The following is a 15296-nucleotide window of genomic DNA, read 5'->3' on the forward strand; positions in this document are numbered from 1 at the left end:
GCGGCTTCGGCAAGGACGACTTCACCGAGGTCGCCGACGTGATCGCCGAAGCGCTCAAGCCCGGCTTCGACGAGTCCGCCAGCGCCAAGCTGCGGGCCCGCGTCGAGGCACTGGCCGCCAAGCACCCCCTCTACCCGAACCTGGACGGAGGTCGTTGATGGCACCGCGGACCCCTGGGGCCGATCTCCCCGAACACCCGGACTGGTTGTGGCGCACGCCCGATCCGAAGGCTTCCTACGACGTGGTGATCGTCGGAGCAGGCGGGCACGGCCTGGCCACTGCCTACTACCTGGCGAAGAACCACGGCATCACCAACGTCGCCGTGCTGGAGCGCGGCTGGTTGGCGGGCGGGAACATGGCCCGCAACACGACGATCATCCGCTCCAACTACCTGTGGGATGAAAGCGCGGGGTTGTACGAACACGCGCTGAAGCTCTGGGAGGAGCTGGAAGCGGAGCTGGAGTACCCGCTGCTGTTCAGCCAGCGCGGGGTGCTCAACCTGGCCCACTCGCTGCAGGACGTGCGCGACAGCGTGCGGCGCGTCAACGCCAACAAGCTCAACGGGATCGACGCCGAGTTCCTGGATCCCATGCAGGTGGCCGAGATCTGCCCGATCCTCAACACCTCGCCGGACATCCGGTACCCGGTGCTCGGCGCCACCTACCAGCCGCGTGCCGGTATCGCCAAGCACGACCACGTCGCCTGGGGGTTCGCCCGCGCTGCCGACCAGCTGGGGGTGGACCTGATCCAGGGGTGCGAGGTCACCGGTTTCGACGTGGTCGGTGACCGGGTGGTCGGGGTGCGGACCAGCCGGGGAGCGATCCGGGCCGGCAAGGTGGCGTTGGCCGCCGCCGGGCACACCTCGGTGCTGGCCGACATCCTGGGCTTGCGGCTGCCGCTGCAAAGCCACCCGCTGCAAGCCCTCGTGTCCGAACTGCTCGAACCCGTCCACCCCACCGTGGTCATGTCCAACGCCGTGCACGTCTACGTTTCTCAAGCGCACAAGGGCGAACTCGTCCTCGGCGCCGGGATCGACTCCTACAACTCCTATTCCCAGCGCGGCGCCTTCCACGTCATCGAGCGCCAGATGTCCGCCGCAGTGGAGCTGTTCCCGATCTTCGCCCGCGCCCACGTGCTGCGCACCTGGGGCGGCATCGTCGACGTGACCCCGGATGCCTCGGCCATCATGGGGCTGACCCCGTTCGACGGCCTCTACGTCAACTGCGGTTGGGGCACCGGCGGTTTCAAAGCAACCCCCGGTGTCGGCTGGTGCTACGCGCACACCATCGCCAACGACCGGCCGCACCCGCTCAACGCGCCGTTCAGCCTCGACCGCTTCACCACCGGTGCGCTCGTGGACGAGCACGGCGCCGCGGGCGTTGCCCACTAGAGAACCTCCTCGAACGCGGGGTGCGCGGCCGAACGAGTCGAGCCCGGCTCCGCAGCTCGGAAAACCCCTGGAGTCCCTGATGATGCTCATCCCCTGCCCGTGGTGCGGGCCGCGTGACGAGAACGAGTTCCACTACGGCGGTCAGGCGCACGTCGACTACCCGGACGACCCCGCGTCGGTGTCCGATGAGGACTGGGGTCGTTACCTGTTCTTCCGCAGCAACCCCAAAGGCGTGTTCGCCGAGCGCTGGGTGCACGTCTCCGGATGCCGGCGCTGGTTCAACGTGCTGCGGGACACCGTCACCAACGAGATCGAGTCCGGTTACCGGATGCAGGAGCGCGAGGAGGTCGCCCGGTGAACGCGCAGCGGCTACCAGCAGGAGGCCGAGTGGACCGCTCCCGTCCGCTGACCTTCCACTTCGACGGCGTGCAGCACCAGGGCTACGCCGGTGACACGCTCGCGTCGGCGTTGCTGGCCAACGGGGTCCACCAGGTCGGCACCAGCATCAAGTACGGCCGTCCGCGCGGCATCGCGGCCGCCGGGGTGGAGGAGCCCAACGCCCTGGTGCAGATCGAGGCGCCCTTCCCGGAACCGATGCTGACGGCCACCACCGTGCCGCTGTCGGACGGGCTGCGGGCGTCGGGCCTGTGCGGGCGTGGCCGGTTGGCCGCGGAAGCCGATCCCGCGCGCTACGACACCATGCACGCGCACTGCGACGTGCTGGTGGTCGGTGCGGGACCGGCCGGACTGGCCGCAGCGCGCCAGGCGGCGCGCACCGGGGCCAGGGTGATCGTCGCCGATTCCGACACCGAGTTCGGCGGGAGCCTGCTCGGTGCTCCCGAAGAGTTCGACGGCGCCCCGGCACTGGACTGGGTGCACCGGGTGACCGAGGAGCTGCGAGGCAGCGACGAGGCGCGCCTGCTCCCGAATACCACGGTTTTCGGGCTGTACGAGGACAACTACGTCGTCGCCGTGGAAAAGCGGACCGGCGGTGGGTCCCGCCAGCGGATCTGGCGCATCCGGGCGCGCGAGCTGGTGCTCGCCACCGGTGCCCACGAGCGTCCGCTCGTGTTCGCCGACAACGACCGGCCGGGCACGATGCTGGCGGGTGCCGCACGCACCTACCTCAACCGCCACGGAGTGCTGGTCGGCAGCCGCGCGGTCGTGTTCACCACCAACGACAGCGCATACTCTGCCGCGATCGAGCTGCACGACGCCGGCGTCGACATCGCCTGCATCGCGGAGGTCCGGGAGACCGCGCCGGTGCACTGGGCGGCGCGTTGCGCCGAGCGCGGCATCCGCATCCTGACCAGCCAAGCTGTCGTCGGCACCAGCGGTGTCGAGCACGTGACCGCAGCCCACCTCGCCGCGCTCGGCGAACCGAACCAGTACCGCAGCGAGGAGTGCGACCTGCTGCTGGTCTCCGGTGGCTGGAACCCCGCGGTGCACCTGCACAGCCAGGCTCGGGCCGGACTCCGGTTCGCCGCTGATCTCGGTGCGTTCGTCCCCGTCGAGACGGGCAAACCGGTGCGAACGGTCGGTGCAGCAGCGGGCCTGCTGACCACGCGCGAATGCCTGGCCGACGGAGCCGACGCCGCGACCGCGGCCAGCGAAAGGCTGGGCGTCGCAGCGGACCCGGTACCGATCCCGCGCACCCGGCCGGTTCCGGTCGAACCGGGGAAGCCGACCTGGCTCGTCCCCGGTGCGCAGGGTTGGGACCACCACTTCGTCGACCTGGCCAGGGACGCCACGGTGGCCGACGTCCGTCGCGCGACCGGCGCGGGCATGCGCTCCGTCGAGCACGTCAAGCGCTACACCACGATTGGCACCGCTCACGACCAGGGCAAGACCTCGGGAACGCTGGCCACCGGGGTCATCGCCGAAATCCTGGGCCTGGACCTCGCGGAACTGGGCACCACGACCTTCCGCGCGCCGTACGCGCCGGTCGCCTTCGCCGCGCTGGCGGGTCGTGAACGAGGCGACCTCTACGACCCGATCCGGGTGACGGCGATGCACGACTGGCACGTCGAGCAGGGGGCTCCGTTCGAGAACGTCGGCCAGTGGAAGCGCCCCTGGTACTACCCGCACCCGGGGGAGGACATGGCGTCGGCCGTGCTCCGCGAGTGCCGGGCGGTGCGCGAGGGCGTCGGCATCCAGGACGTGTCCACATTGGGCAAGATCGACGTGCAGGGACCGGACGCCGCTGAGTTCCTGGACCGGGTCTACACCAACATGATGAGCACGCTCAAGGTCGGCCGGATCCGCTACGGCCTGATGTGCAAGGCCGACGGCATGGTCTTCGACGACGGAACCGTGATCCGCATTGCTGCGGACCGGTATCTGATCACCACCACCAGCGGGGGAGCGGCGGCCGTGCTGGAGTGGCTGGAGGAATGGCTGCAAACCGAGTGGCCGGACCTCCGGGTGCACCTGACCTCGGTCACCGAGCAGTGGGCCACCGTCGCGCTGGTCGGGCCGAAGTCCCGCGCCGTGCTGGCCCGGGTGGCACCGGAGCTGGCCGTGGACAACGACAGCTTCCCGTTCATGTCCTGGCAGGACGCCGCGGTCGCCGGGCTGCGGGCCCGGGTGTGCCGGATCAGCTTCTCCGGTGAACTCGCCTACGAGATCAACGTTCCGCGCTGGCACGGACTCGCGCTGTGGGAGGCGCTGGTCGCCGCGGGCGAGCCGGAGGGCATCACGCCGTACGGAACCGAGACCATGCACGTCCTGCGCGCCGAGAAGGGATTCCCGATCGTCGGGCAGGACACCGACGGCACGGTCACCCCGCACGACCTCGGCATGAGCTGGGCGGTGTCGAAGAAGAAGCCCGACTTCATCGGCAAGCGGTCCTTCTCCCGAGCCGATACGGCGCGGGAGGACCGCAAGCACTTCGTCGGCCTGTTGCCCCAGGATCCGGACCTCGTGCTCGACGAGGGAGCTCAATTGGTCGAAGCCGCGGAACTGCCCGCACCACCGGTGCCGATGCTGGGCCACGTCACCTCCAGCTACCGCAGCGCGGTGCTGGAACGCGGATTCGCGTTGGCGCTGTTGGAGAACGGGCGGAACCGGATCGGTGAGTGCGTCTACAGCCCGGTCGGTGACCGGCTGGTTCCGGTCACCGTGACCGAGCCCGTGTTCTACGACAAGGAAGGAGCCCGCCGCGATGGCTGACACCGAGGCACTTACTCCGCTTGCTGACCGGGTGATCTCCACGGCCGATGCGACGGTCGCGCGGATCGCGGAGGTCCCGTTCCGGGCGCAGGTGGGACTGCGCGTCGATCCGAAGAGTTCGGCCGCCGAGCGGATCGCCACCGCCATCGGCGCGATGTTGCCGGGTGACCCCGGTGGCGTCGTGGTGACCCGCGATCTGGTGGTGCTGTGGCTGGGCCCCGACGAGTGGCTGATCATCGGCCCGGTGGGGGCGCAGGATCGGATCGAGCGGACGCTCAACTCGGCGCTCGGTGGCGGTTTCGGTGCTGTGGTGGATGTTTCCGCGCACCGCACCATCATCGAGGTGTCGGGGGAACGCGCTCGAGACCTGCTCAACTCCGGGTGCGCGCTTGACCTGCACCCGCGCGCATTCCCCGCCGGCCGGTGCGCGTCGACGTTGTTGGCGCGGGCGCAGGTCGTGCTCGTGTGCTGCGATGCCCGAGCGCCCCGGTACTGGGTCGTGGTGCGGGCGTCCTTCGCCCGCTACCTGGCCGACTGGCTGGCCGACGCGACCACCGAGTTCGCACCGGATGTCAACGACTTGGCGCAGTTGTGAGCATCAGTGTCTTCGACCTGTTCTCGGTGGGCATCGGGCCGTCGAGTTCGCACACCGTGGGGCCGATGCGGGCGGCCAAGCGGTTCGCGCGGCGACTGCGCGATGAGGGCCGGTTGCTGCAGGTCACACGGGTCAAGGCGGAGTTGTTCGGTTCGTTGGGGGCGACCGGTCACGGGCATGGCAGCCCGAAGGCGGTGCTGTTGGGCCTGGAGGGCCACAGCCCGGAGGTCGTGGATCCGGCCGCGGTGGCGGACCGGGTGGTCGAGATCGGTGCGACGGGGCGGTTGCGCCTGGACGGGACGCATGAGATCCGGTTCAACGGTGATCGGGATCTGGTGATGCACCGGCGTCGGTCGTTGCCGGTGCATCCGAACGGTATGCGGTTCACCGCTTTCGCCGGGGACGTCGAGCTGGACAGCGCGGTGTACTACTCGGTGGGTGGTGGTTTCGTCGTCGACGAGGACGCGACGGGGTCCGACCGGATCAAGCCGGATGAGACCGAGTTGCGGCTGCCGTTCCGCACTGGTGTGGAGCTGCTCGAGCGCACCGCGGAGTCGGGTTTGTCGATCAGCGGCGTGATGCTGGCCAACGAGTTGTCCTGGCGTGGCGAGGATGCCGTGCGCAAGGAGCTGTTGGAGATCTGGCATGTCATGCGGGAGTGCGTGGACAACGGTTGCCGCAACACCGGTGAGTTGCCGGGCGGGTTGAAGGTCAAGCGGCGGGCGGCGGAGCTGGCCGGGTCGTTGACCGCGCAGGACGATCCGCTGGAGTGGGTCACGCTGTTCGCGCTGGCGGTGAATGAGGAGAACGCGGCTGGTGGGCGGGTGGTGACTGCGCCGACCAACGGTGCGGCCGGCATCGTTCCGGCGGTGCTGCACTACTACACCCGGTTCGTGCCCGGTGCGGACGACGACGGTGTGGTGCGGTTCTTGTTGGCGGCCGGGGCTGTCGGGGTGTTGTTCAAGGAGAACGCCTCGATCTCCGGCGCGGAGGTCGGGTGCCAGGGCGAGGTCGGTTCGGCGTGCTCCATGGCCGCGGCCGGGCTGGCCGAGGTGCTCGGCGGGACGCCGCGTCAGGTGGAGAACGCCGCTGAGATCGCGATGGAGCACAACCTGGGGCTGACCTGCGATCCGATCGGTGGGCTGGTGCAGATCCCGTGCATCGAGCGCAACGCGGTGGCATCGGTCAAGGCGATCACGGCGGCGCGGATGGCGTTGCGCGGTGATGGCAACCACTTCGTCTCGCTGGACAAGGTGATCAAGACGATGCGGGAGACCGGCCGGGACATGAAGGTCAAGTACAAGGAGACGGCCCGCGGCGGACTCGCGGTCAACGTCATCGAATGCTGAACCGGCGCGGGGATTCGACTGGGTTCCCTGAACGGCATGGGTGGCGTGAAGATCTCCACCAGCGGTCCGCTGCGCGAGCGGAGCGTGCTGTGCGACCTTGTGGGGCGTCATTGCTGCAGCAGCGATTCGGAGCGAGTTCATGCTTGAGCGTGCCGGGAGTGCGGCATTCGACTACGACATGCACGGCGGGACCGCGCTGACCAGGGTCCAGTGGTACTTCCTCGACCGCGCGCGCCTGCCCGTGGCGGTCCAGCTGTGGGAGTTGCCGCCAGGCGGCGCGGAGGGCATGCACGCCCATCGCGAGGATGAACCGCTCGAAGAGCTCTACCTCGTCGTCGAGGGCACAGCCACGATGCGCGTCGACGAGCAGACCCACGTGCTCGGGCCGGGGGACGCGGTGCTCGCTCCCGTCGGATCCGATCACGACTTGCACAACACGGGCGGGACGGTGCTCAAGGTCGTGGTGGTCTGGGGGCGTCCGGCCGAGGCCGACTGGTCGAACTTCGGCACTGCCAGGGCGTCCCGCCAGGCGCGGGCCCGATCTGATCGAGACGAAGCCTGAACGCCTGAGACAGCCTGCTCAGTGCAAGCTGCAACGAGCTGATCCGGGTTCGCTGTTCGCGCGGCCGCGGCCCGCTTTCCTGTCGATCGAGACGATTATGTCAGTGGCAACTGAAATTAACCTTGAGTCGACCGCGGGCGGGGTGTCCCGTTGATCCGTGCGGATCAACGGGACACCGGTGCGATCACGTGTAGGGGCAGAGGTATGCGACCGTGTCGGTGATGCGCACGGTGAAGGACTCGTTGCCCTCGATCTGGAAGGAATCGCCTTCGCCGAAGGTCTTCCACTGGTCGGAGCCGGGCAGCTTCACGTCCCAGGAGCCTCGGGTGAGGATCATCCATTCCCGGGTCGGTGCTTCGAAGGTCCACTCGCCGGGTTCCATCACGCCGACGGTGAACTTGCCCTGCGCGTTGGCGAATTCGAGGCTGCGGACCTTGCCCTCGTAGTACTCGTTCTGCCCGATCATCGCGTCTCCGATCTTGCGGTTCGACGGCGGTGCGTCGAGGTGGCCTGACGTGTCCACGCTATGGGCGGCGTCAGACGGCAACAATCTCCGCGACGTACAAATCAACACCGCATTCTCGCCTCCTTGGCGAACTTCCGGAGCAGTACGCTGTCCGGCATGGCAAGTGCTGCTCGCGCGCTCACGGTCGCTGACGTTGTCGCTCTCGACGGGTTGCACCTATCGGTCGCGCATGCCGGATCTCGGATGGATGCGGTGGTCGACGCCCCGCACGTCGTCGAGCTCTGCTCGCCGGGGCCGTGGTTGGACGGCGGCGAGCTGGTGATGACCACGGGTGCGCTGCTCGGGCACGATGTGCGGGCTTGGTCGCAGTACTTCGACGAGCTCGTCGAGGGCGGTGTCGTCGCCCTCGTCGTCGGTCTCGGTCCGCAGGTGCCCTTCGACGAAGTGCCGGAGGTGCTCGTCGAGCTCGCTCGGGAGCGCGATCTGCCGCTGCTCACCGCTCCGGCCACGACGTCGTTCGTGTGCATCACGCGCGCGATCATTGCCGCGCAGGTCGAGTCCGAGCGGCTGGTCCTGCAGGAATCCTCTGCCATGCAGGTGCGGCTGACCGGGATCGTGTCGCGCGGTGGAAACATCGACGACCTGCTCGAGGAATGGCGTCAGTCGACGGGGGAGGGCGCCGGGGTGCTCGACCGGGTCGGGCGGGTGTTGGGGAAGAACTCGGGACTGGAAGCCGAGGTGCTCGAAGCGGTCAGCGCGAAGGTGCGCGAGGAGCCCCCGGGCCTTGGCGACCGGTTGTGTCTGTCCGGTGAGGACAGCGGTGCTGAGATCGTGGTGTCCCCGTTCTCAGGGGAGGCGACGGTGCGCGGCTACGCCGTGCGCACCTGCTCCCGACTGCCGAAGGCCGAGTTGGCGGTACCGACGCTGTTGTCCTTGCTGGCGCTCGAATTCGAGCGGCGCTGGTTCCTGGACGAACCGACCCGGCGTCGGCGGGCGCAGGTGTTCGCGAACCTGTTGGCGGTCGACGATGACGGCCGGGCCCGCGCCCTGCTCCGCGGACTCGGCGTCGAAGCCCGCGAACTGCGGGGAATCGCGGTCGAGGCGGACTCGGACACCCATGCCGAGGTGCTGCTCGACGATCTCGCCGTGGTGCTCGGCACGCCGTTGCTGCGGCACCGCGGCCGGCTGGTGGAATGCCTGGCGGTGGGGGAACCGCAGCGGATCCTGCAGGACTACGGGCTGAAGGTGCCGGTGGGGATCGGAACCGCGGTGTCCCCGGGTGGGGCATCGCGGACGATGCGCCAGGCGGCATCGGCGCTGGAGACCAGTCGTCGCACCGGGTCCCCGATCGAGTTCGTCGACGGCGTGGCGCACGAGTTCCTGCTCAAGGTCGCCGACACCGACTACCTCAGCGCGTTCGCCGGTGCGGTTCTCGCCCCGATCGAAGCCACCGGCAACGGCGAGGTGCTGCTCCGCACCCTGCACGCATGGTTGATCGAACGGCGGTCGGTCGAGGCCTGCGCCGAGCGGATGGGCGTGCACCGGCACACGGTCCGCAACCGGATCCACCGGATCACCCAGCTGACCGGACGCAGCCTTGAAAGCGTCGACGCGCAGACCGAGCTGTGGCTCGCGCTCAAGGCGCGCGGTTTCCGGGAGGACTGAGGCGCCGCGCTTCGCCGCAGCGGACATCTCGCGGTGCGATGTTGTCCGAGGCGGCGATTTACCAGCGATGAGGCCGCTGGCATCGTGTGTGCACCACACCGGGTGAGTGTCTTGAACCAGCTCTGAACGATCCCGGCGCCGTGCGGATCGAGGAGGCAGCTCATGTCCACCGCCACCACCAGCAGACCCGCTGCGGAGAACCGCGCGGTGCTGCGTCGAGTCGTCACCGCGGGCGGGGTCGGCACGCTGATCGAGTACTTCGACTACGCCTCCTACAGCTACCTGGCGACGACCATGGCGACGGTGTTCTTCCCGACCGAGGACCGCTCGGTGGCCCTGCTGAGCACCTTCGCCGTCTTCGCGCTGTCCTTCCTCGTCCGGCCGATCGGCGCACTGCTGTGGGGGTCGCTCGGAGACCGGTTGGGGCGCAAGCGGATCCTGGCGACGACGATCCTGCTCATGGCGGGTTCGACCTTCGCCATCGGCCTGATCCCCGGCTACGCCTCGATCGGTATCGCCGCGCCCGCCCTGCTGCTCCTGCTGCGGATGACGCAGAGCTTCTCGGCCTCCGGGGAGTACGCCGGGGCGGGCACCTTCATCGCCGAGTACGCGCCGGACCGCAAGCGCGGGCTGTTCACCAGCATGGTGCCGATGAGTTCGGCGGCCGGTTTCCTGCTGGCTTCGGCCATGACCACCACGCTGTACTCGGCGCTGTCCCCTGCGGCGATGGAGACCTGGGGCTGGCGGGTCCCGTTCCTGCTGTCCGGGCCGCTCGGTCTGGTCGGGCTCTACCTGCGGTTCCGCCTGGAGGAAACGCCGCAGTACCGCCGGCTGGTGGAAGCCGAACGGGCTGCTCGGCCCGCGCCGCAGCGGTCGAAGCTCGCCGATCTCCCGGGCATGGGCAAGCTGTTGCTGATCATGGCGCTCAACGCCGGTGGTTACTACCTGCTGCTCGGGTACGTGCCGACCTATCTCATCGAGCAGGTCGGCATGAGCGAGGCCGACTCGAACCTGGTCGTCATGATCGCCCTGGTCGCCTACGTCGCCATCATCCCGGTAACGGCGTCGCTGTCGGACCGGCTCGGCCGCAAGCGCATCCTGATCGCGGCCTGCGCGCTGCTCATCCTGCTGAGCTACCCGATGATGGTGGCGCTGTCCTTCGGTGGCATGGTGCTCACCACCTCCGTACTCGTCCTGCTGCTGGCCATGTTCTCGCTCAACGACGCGGTGTTTCCCGCCTTTTTCGCCGAAGCATTCGCCACCCGTTCCCGGTACCTGGGTTTCGCACTGCCCTTCAACGTCGGCGCCGTCCTGTTCGGCGGTGTCGCCCCCTACGCGGCGACTTGGTTGATCGCGCAGACCGGCAACTCGCATGCCCCGGCCTTCTTCCTCGTTGCGGTAGCAGCTCTGTCCCTCATCGGCGTCCTGCTCGCGAACGAAACCGCCCGAAAGCCCCTACCGGAGGATCGGGCGTCCTAGCTCGGGTCACCCGATGCGGGCGCGCAGCAGGATTCAAAACCCTTGCTGCGCGCCCACGTTCGTATTAGGAGAACGTTCCTGGTGAAGGACACAGGTGCTGCAGATCGCGACCGATCAAGTGGCGCACGTGCTTGGTTGTCCGGTGTCGTGGGCTGGTCCGGCCGAGGACGAGCACCTGGTCATGGGCGTGCATCACGGTCTCGAGTCCGGAACGGCGAGCAGCTGACGGCGCTTCGCCGATGGCGAGCGTTCCGGCGCTGGGGTCAGGAGTGCAGGGCGCCGTCGAAGACGGTGTCCAGCAGGATCTCGATCTCGTGCCAGAAGTCGAAGCTGGGCGGATCGTGGGAGATCCACCGGTAGAGCACTGAGAAGTAACCGACTGCGAGCAGGCGTCCGACGTGTTCGGGGTCGGCGCCTGGTCGCAGCTTCCCGGCGTCGGCGGAGTTTCCGATGACGTCGGCGAGTGCGTGTCCGAGCGCGGGGTCGACGATCAGGTTCGTCGCGCGCAGCCCGGGAAGCAGGAGGGCCATGGCCTCGGCGCGGGATTCCTCGTTGGTGGCCACGAGCTCGGCGAAGAACGTCCGGAGCTGCTCCTTCGCGTTCGCGGTGCCCGACACGCTTTCGGCGAGCACGCGTGCGGCGCGCTCGCGGCGGCGGAGCGTCCACTCCTCTAGGAAGGCCGCCTTGCGCGGGTAGTGGTTGAAGACCGTGGCCCTCGCGACGTCGGCGCGCTCGGCGATGTCGTCCATCGTCGTGCTGTCGTAGCCCCGGTCGACGAAGAGCTCGATGGCGGCGCGGAAGACGTGGTCTCGCCGTTGTTCCCGCTTGCGGGTCTGGCGGCTCTGCCCGGCAGGTGGCACCTGCTCGCCCGGTTCGGCATTCATCTCGGCGCTGCGCATTCGATCCCCACGTCGGCTTGAAATCTTGACACCCTCCAGTCGCCAACCCTATGGTGCGAAAAAACTTGGATCCAAGTCCAATAATGTACTCGAGTTCATGTTACTGGCTGCGTCCGCGCGCGACGTCCACGTCAGAACCAGCCGCACGACACCTCGGCCCGGCCGCTGGCCGGCGACGGGGGTGATCGCGGAGGAAGGGACTTCATGAGCAGCTCGACGTACGACAAGGGCCTGCACGACCTCGGGAACGGCTGCTACGCGTGGATGCTGCCCGACGGCAGCTGGGGGTGGAGCAATTCCGGGCTGATCACCGGTTCCGGCACCTCGCTCATGGTCGACACGCTCTTCGACCTCGCGCTCACCCGCGAAATGCTCGACGGCATCGCGCCGGTGCTCGGGCAGCACCCGCTCGGCACGCTGGTCAACACGCACTCCGACGGCGACCACGTCTTCGGCAACGAGCTCGTCGCGGCACGAGGTGTGGAGATCGTGGCGTCCGCGGCTGCCGCGGAGCTGATGACGCAGGAGGCGGTGGAGCAGCTCGCCGGGATCAAGAAGGTGGCCGGGCCGACCGGTGACTTCGCTCGGCACATCTTCGCACCGTTCGACTTCGAGGGGATCACCGCGACCGGGCCGGACCGGACGTTCGAGGGCGAGCTGGGCCTCGACGTCGGTGGCCGGGAGGTGTGGCTGATCCAGGTCGGCCCGGCGCACACCCCGGGCGACGCGCTCGTGCACGTCCCGGACGCGAAGCTGCTGTACGCGGGCGACATCCTGTTCGTCGGCGGCACGCCGATCGCGTGGGCCGGGCCGATCGACCGGTGGATCAACGCGCTCGACCGCATCCTCGACATGGACGTCACGACGATCGTGCCGGGGCACGGGCCGGTGTCCGGGAAGGCCGAGGTGTCGGCCATGCGCGAGTACCTCGTGTTCGTCGAAGCCGAGGCGCGCAAGCGGTTCGAGGACGGGCTCGACGTCGACGCGGCGATCGCGTCCATCGACCTGGGCGAGTACGGCGAGTTGCCGGAGCACGGCAGGCTCGCGCAGAACGTCATCAACGTCTACCAGCAGCTCAACCCGGACATGCCGCGCGAGGAACGGCTCCTCGTGCTCGGCCGAATCGCCGCGCTCGAGGGCTTCCCCGAGCTCGACGCCACCGCGGGAGGGAACGACTGATGCGTTTCGTCACCTACGCCTCGCCGGCCGGCGGAGACCGCGTCGGCTTGGTCGTCGACGACCAGGTGCTGGGCCTGGAGCCACGCGTGACGCTGCTCGACCTTCTCGACGCCGACGACCTCGCCGCTGCGGGGGAGCGGGCCGCAACCGCGCCGAGCGAGACGTTGCCGCTCGAAGGCCTCACGCTGCGCGCCCCGCTGCAGCCCCGGTCGATCCGCGACTGCACCGGGTTCCTCCAGCACCTGCGCAACTGCCAGGGCGCTGCCGACATCCCGGTCGACGAGCGGCACAACCAGTTCCCGGCGTTCTACTTCTCCAACGTGGCAGCCGTGATAGGCCCGCACGACGACGTGGCGATCTCGCCGGGCAGCGAGAAGTTCGACTACGAGCTGGAGATCGCGGCGGTCATCGGCCGGGCGGGCTCGAACATCCTGCTCCACCGGGCCGAGTCGCACATCGCGGGGTACCTGCTGCTGTGCGACTGGAGCGCCCGCGACCTGCAGATCAACGAAATGGCGATGCAGCTGGGGCCGGCCAAGGGGAAGGACGGGGCGAACACGTTGGGACCGATGCTCGTCACGCCGGACGAGATCGAGCCCTTCCGCAGCCGCAACGCGTTCGACCTCGGCATGGCCGGGTACGTCAACGACGAGTTGGTGAGCGAGGGCCGCTGGGACTCGATCGACTGGGGCTTCCCCGACATGATCACCTACACGTCGCGGGGCACCACGCTGCGACCCGGTGACGTCATCGGCTCCGGCACGGTGCCGAGCGGATGCCTGTTCGAGCACTTCGCGATGAACCCGGACGAGTTCAGGGGCTGGCTGCAGCCCGGGGACGTGGTGCGGCTGGTCGTCGAGCAGCTGGGCGAGATCCGCCATCGCGTGATCGAGGGGGAGAAGCCGCAACCGCTGAGCTCGGGCTTCTGAGAACGTCGGTGAGGGCGAGCCCCGTGTTCTGCTCCTCGATCATCGTCCTTTGTGGACTGCGCGGCGGCTCGAGCGGCCGCGCGCGCGAATCCTGCCAGGATCAACTGCGGATCCGGGTTGTAGAACTCGGCTTCAAGAGCTTCTGGATGCGGGTTAGGGGTGCTTCAATCAGGTGGTGACTGCCAACAGCCAATCTCCGAACGTCGTGACCAGTTGCCGGGTGATCGCCGCCAGTGCGGAGCGGATCTTCGAACTGATCGCCGATCCGGCACAACAGCCGCGGTGGGATGGCAATGACAATCTCGCCGAAGCTCCCGAAGGGCAGCGCGTGCGCGCCGTGGGAGAGGTGTTCACCGTGAAGCTCACCCAGGGCAGCGTCCGCGAGAACCGCGTGGTGGAGTTCGAAGAGGGACGTCGCATCGCCTGGCTGCCGTCCGAACCCGGCAAGCAGCCGCCCGGGCACCTCTGGCGGTGGGAGCTCGAACCGACCGCCGATGGTCGCACCCAGGTCTGCCACACCTACGACTGGTCCCACTTGACCGACGAGAACCGCCTGCCCCGCGCCCGCGCCACAACTGAGGACAGGCTCCGGGCCTCCCTGGACAGGCTCGCCGAACTCGCAGAATCCTAATCGACCACGAAGTCCGGCCGGACTACCGAAACCTGCTGGGACACGACCTCGAACTGCTGGGCGTCCAGTGGGTGCGTGGCGGCGGAACATCGCGAATTCCCTGCGGCGCGATGACCCTCGCACGCGGTGACGCTGCGGTGGGGCCAGCGCCGTCAGAGAGTTCGGTGGCCTAGTGCGGCGGAGATTCGCTGGGCGGCGCGGCTGACCACTTTGACCAGGCCGCGCATCCGGGCTGCGGGCATGTACGGGCGGGTGGCTGACACGCTGATCGCGCCCACCAGGGTTCCGGTGGCGTCGCGGATGGGGGCGGCTACGCAGCGGATGCCGGGCTCGTTGTCCTCCATGTCCATGGTCACCTGCGACGTCGCGTACTCGCGCATCCGGGCGGTGAACGTCTCGATGTCGTCGTTGGCCAGCGCGGGCTCCACCGAGGTCTCGGTTTCGTAGAGCTGTTCCCACTCCTGCGGCGAGTCCAGCAGCAGGGCCATGCCGACGCCGGTGCGGGTGAGCGGCATCCGGTGCCCGATCCGCGAGCGCATCTCCGCACCTCGGGAACCGGGCAGCTTGTCGAGGTAGAGCACCGACGAGCCGTCACGCACCGCCAGGTGGACGGTGTCCTGCAGCTGCTCCGACAGCTCTTCGAGGATCGGCCGGGCCACCACCGGCAGCGGGTTGCCGTGCAGCGCCTGGAAACCGAGTTCGATGAGCGTCGGACCGAGCACGTAGCCGCCCCGCCCGGATCGCAGGTACCCCTCGCGGACCAGCAGCTGCACCAGGCGGTGCGCGGTGCTGCGGCCCAGGCCGGTCCGCTCGACGAGGGTGCGCAGATCGGTGGCGCCGTCGGCCACTGCGCGCACTATCGCAAGCCCTCTGGCCAGGGTCTGGGTGCCCGGGGGAGCAGCGGAATCCTCGGTGACCATGATCCCGATCCTACATATGGGGACGGTGTTCGCATTATCGGGAAGAATCTCGCACAGTTCC

General features: G+C 68.7%; 15 protein-coding genes and 1 pseudogene. 13 read left to right on the plus strand and 3 right to left on the minus strand.

The window, feature by feature from the left end; genetic code table 11:
* The 7 genes and pseudogenes from OU415_RS08445 to OU415_RS08475 form a co-directional block, all read left to right on the plus strand.
* Nucleotides 1-158: pseudogene (locus OU415_RS08445) on the plus strand (serine hydroxymethyltransferase); the annotation flags it as partial.
* Nucleotides 158-1390, plus strand: coding sequence for a sarcosine oxidase subunit beta family protein (locus OU415_RS08450; protein ID WP_270948043.1), 1233 nt, complete (start codon nucleotides 158-160; stop codon nucleotides 1388-1390). The pseudogene OU415_RS08445 and the gene OU415_RS08450, both read left to right, overlap by 1 nt.
* 79 nt (nucleotides 1391-1469) lie before the next feature.
* Nucleotides 1470-1748, plus strand: coding sequence for a sarcosine oxidase subunit delta (locus OU415_RS08455; protein ID WP_270948044.1), 279 nt, complete (start codon nucleotides 1470-1472; stop codon nucleotides 1746-1748).
* A gap of 29 nt (nucleotides 1749-1777) precedes the next feature.
* A complete protein-coding gene (locus OU415_RS08460; RefSeq protein ID WP_270948045.1) occupies nucleotides 1778-4561 on the plus strand; it encodes a 2Fe-2S iron-sulfur cluster-binding protein in 2784 nt (927 codons plus the stop codon).
* A complete protein-coding gene (locus OU415_RS08465; RefSeq protein ID WP_270948046.1) occupies nucleotides 4554-5156 on the plus strand; it encodes a sarcosine oxidase subunit gamma in 603 nt (200 codons plus the stop codon). The genes OU415_RS08460 and OU415_RS08465 overlap by 8 nt, the downstream gene beginning before the upstream one ends.
* Nucleotides 5153-6505: an L-serine ammonia-lyase gene (locus OU415_RS08470; RefSeq protein ID WP_270948047.1), complete on the plus strand. Its 1353-nt coding sequence runs from the start codon at nucleotides 5153-5155 to the stop codon at nucleotides 6503-6505. The genes OU415_RS08465 and OU415_RS08470 overlap by 4 nt, the downstream gene beginning before the upstream one ends.
* Nucleotides 6506-6644: 139 nt before the next feature.
* A complete protein-coding gene (locus tag OU415_RS08475; RefSeq protein WP_270948048.1) occupies nucleotides 6645-7067 on the plus strand; it encodes a cupin domain-containing protein in 423 nt (140 codons plus the stop codon).
* 184 nt (nucleotides 7068-7251) lie between these two features.
* On the opposite strand, the gene ppnP is transcribed toward OU415_RS08475, so the two are convergent.
* Entirely contained in the window at nucleotides 7252-7533 is a 282-nt protein-coding gene (ppnP, locus tag OU415_RS08480) for a pyrimidine/purine nucleoside phosphorylase (protein WP_270948049.1), read from the minus strand.
* A 156-nt stretch (nucleotides 7534-7689) separates the two neighbouring features.
* On the opposite strand from ppnP, the gene OU415_RS08485 reads away from it, so the two are divergent.
* The 3 genes from OU415_RS08485 (at nucleotide 7690) to OU415_RS08495 (ending at nucleotide 10903) form a co-directional block, all read left to right on the plus strand.
* Nucleotides 7690-9198, plus strand: coding sequence for a PucR family transcriptional regulator (locus OU415_RS08485; protein WP_270948050.1), 1509 nt, complete (start codon nucleotides 7690-7692; stop codon nucleotides 9196-9198).
* Nucleotides 9199-9360: 162 nt separating this feature from the next.
* Nucleotides 9361-10677 carry an MFS transporter gene (locus OU415_RS08490; protein WP_270948051.1) on the plus strand — a complete coding sequence of 439 codons (1317 nt, stop codon included), beginning with the start codon at nucleotides 9361-9363 and terminating at the stop codon, nucleotides 10675-10677.
* A 94-nt stretch (nucleotides 10678-10771) separates the two neighbouring features.
* Nucleotides 10772-10903, plus strand: a complete 132-nt coding sequence (locus OU415_RS08495; protein WP_270948052.1) for a hypothetical protein — start codon at nucleotides 10772-10774, stop codon at nucleotides 10901-10903.
* A gap of 37 nt (nucleotides 10904-10940) precedes the next feature.
* Here the strand turns inward: OU415_RS08495 and OU415_RS08500 are convergent, their stop codons facing one another.
* Nucleotides 10941-11576, minus strand: coding sequence for a TetR/AcrR family transcriptional regulator (locus OU415_RS08500; RefSeq protein WP_270948053.1), 636 nt, complete (start codon nucleotides 11574-11576; stop codon nucleotides 10941-10943).
* Nucleotides 11577-11780: 204 nt separating this feature from the next.
* On the opposite strand from OU415_RS08500, the gene OU415_RS08505 reads away from it, so the two are divergent.
* The 3 genes from OU415_RS08505 to OU415_RS08515 all read left to right on the plus strand — a co-directional run bounded on the left by OU415_RS08505 (nucleotide 11781) and on the right by OU415_RS08515 (nucleotide 14315).
* A complete protein-coding gene (locus OU415_RS08505; RefSeq protein WP_270948054.1) occupies nucleotides 11781-12755 on the plus strand; it encodes an MBL fold metallo-hydrolase in 975 nt (324 codons plus the stop codon).
* A complete protein-coding gene (locus OU415_RS08510; RefSeq protein WP_270948055.1) occupies nucleotides 12755-13684 on the plus strand; it encodes a fumarylacetoacetate hydrolase family protein in 930 nt (309 codons plus the stop codon). The genes OU415_RS08505 and OU415_RS08510 overlap by 1 nt, the downstream gene beginning before the upstream one ends.
* Nucleotides 13685-13856: 172 nt before the next feature.
* The gene (locus OU415_RS08515) at nucleotides 13857-14315 is read left to right on the plus strand and encodes an SRPBCC family protein (protein ID WP_270948056.1); all 459 of its coding nucleotides are present in this window, start codon (nucleotides 13857-13859) and stop codon (nucleotides 14313-14315) included.
* A 152-nt stretch (nucleotides 14316-14467) separates the two neighbouring features.
* Here the strand turns inward: OU415_RS08515 and OU415_RS08520 are convergent, their stop codons facing one another.
* Nucleotides 14468-15235, minus strand: a complete 768-nt coding sequence (locus OU415_RS08520; RefSeq protein ID WP_270948057.1) for an IclR family transcriptional regulator — start codon at nucleotides 15233-15235, stop codon at nucleotides 14468-14470.
* Nucleotides 15236-15296: the final 61 nt, after the last annotated feature.

This window comes from Saccharopolyspora oryzae (assembly GCF_027853915.1).
Classification (GTDB): Bacteria; Actinomycetota; Actinomycetes; order Mycobacteriales; family Pseudonocardiaceae; genus Saccharopolyspora; species Saccharopolyspora oryzae.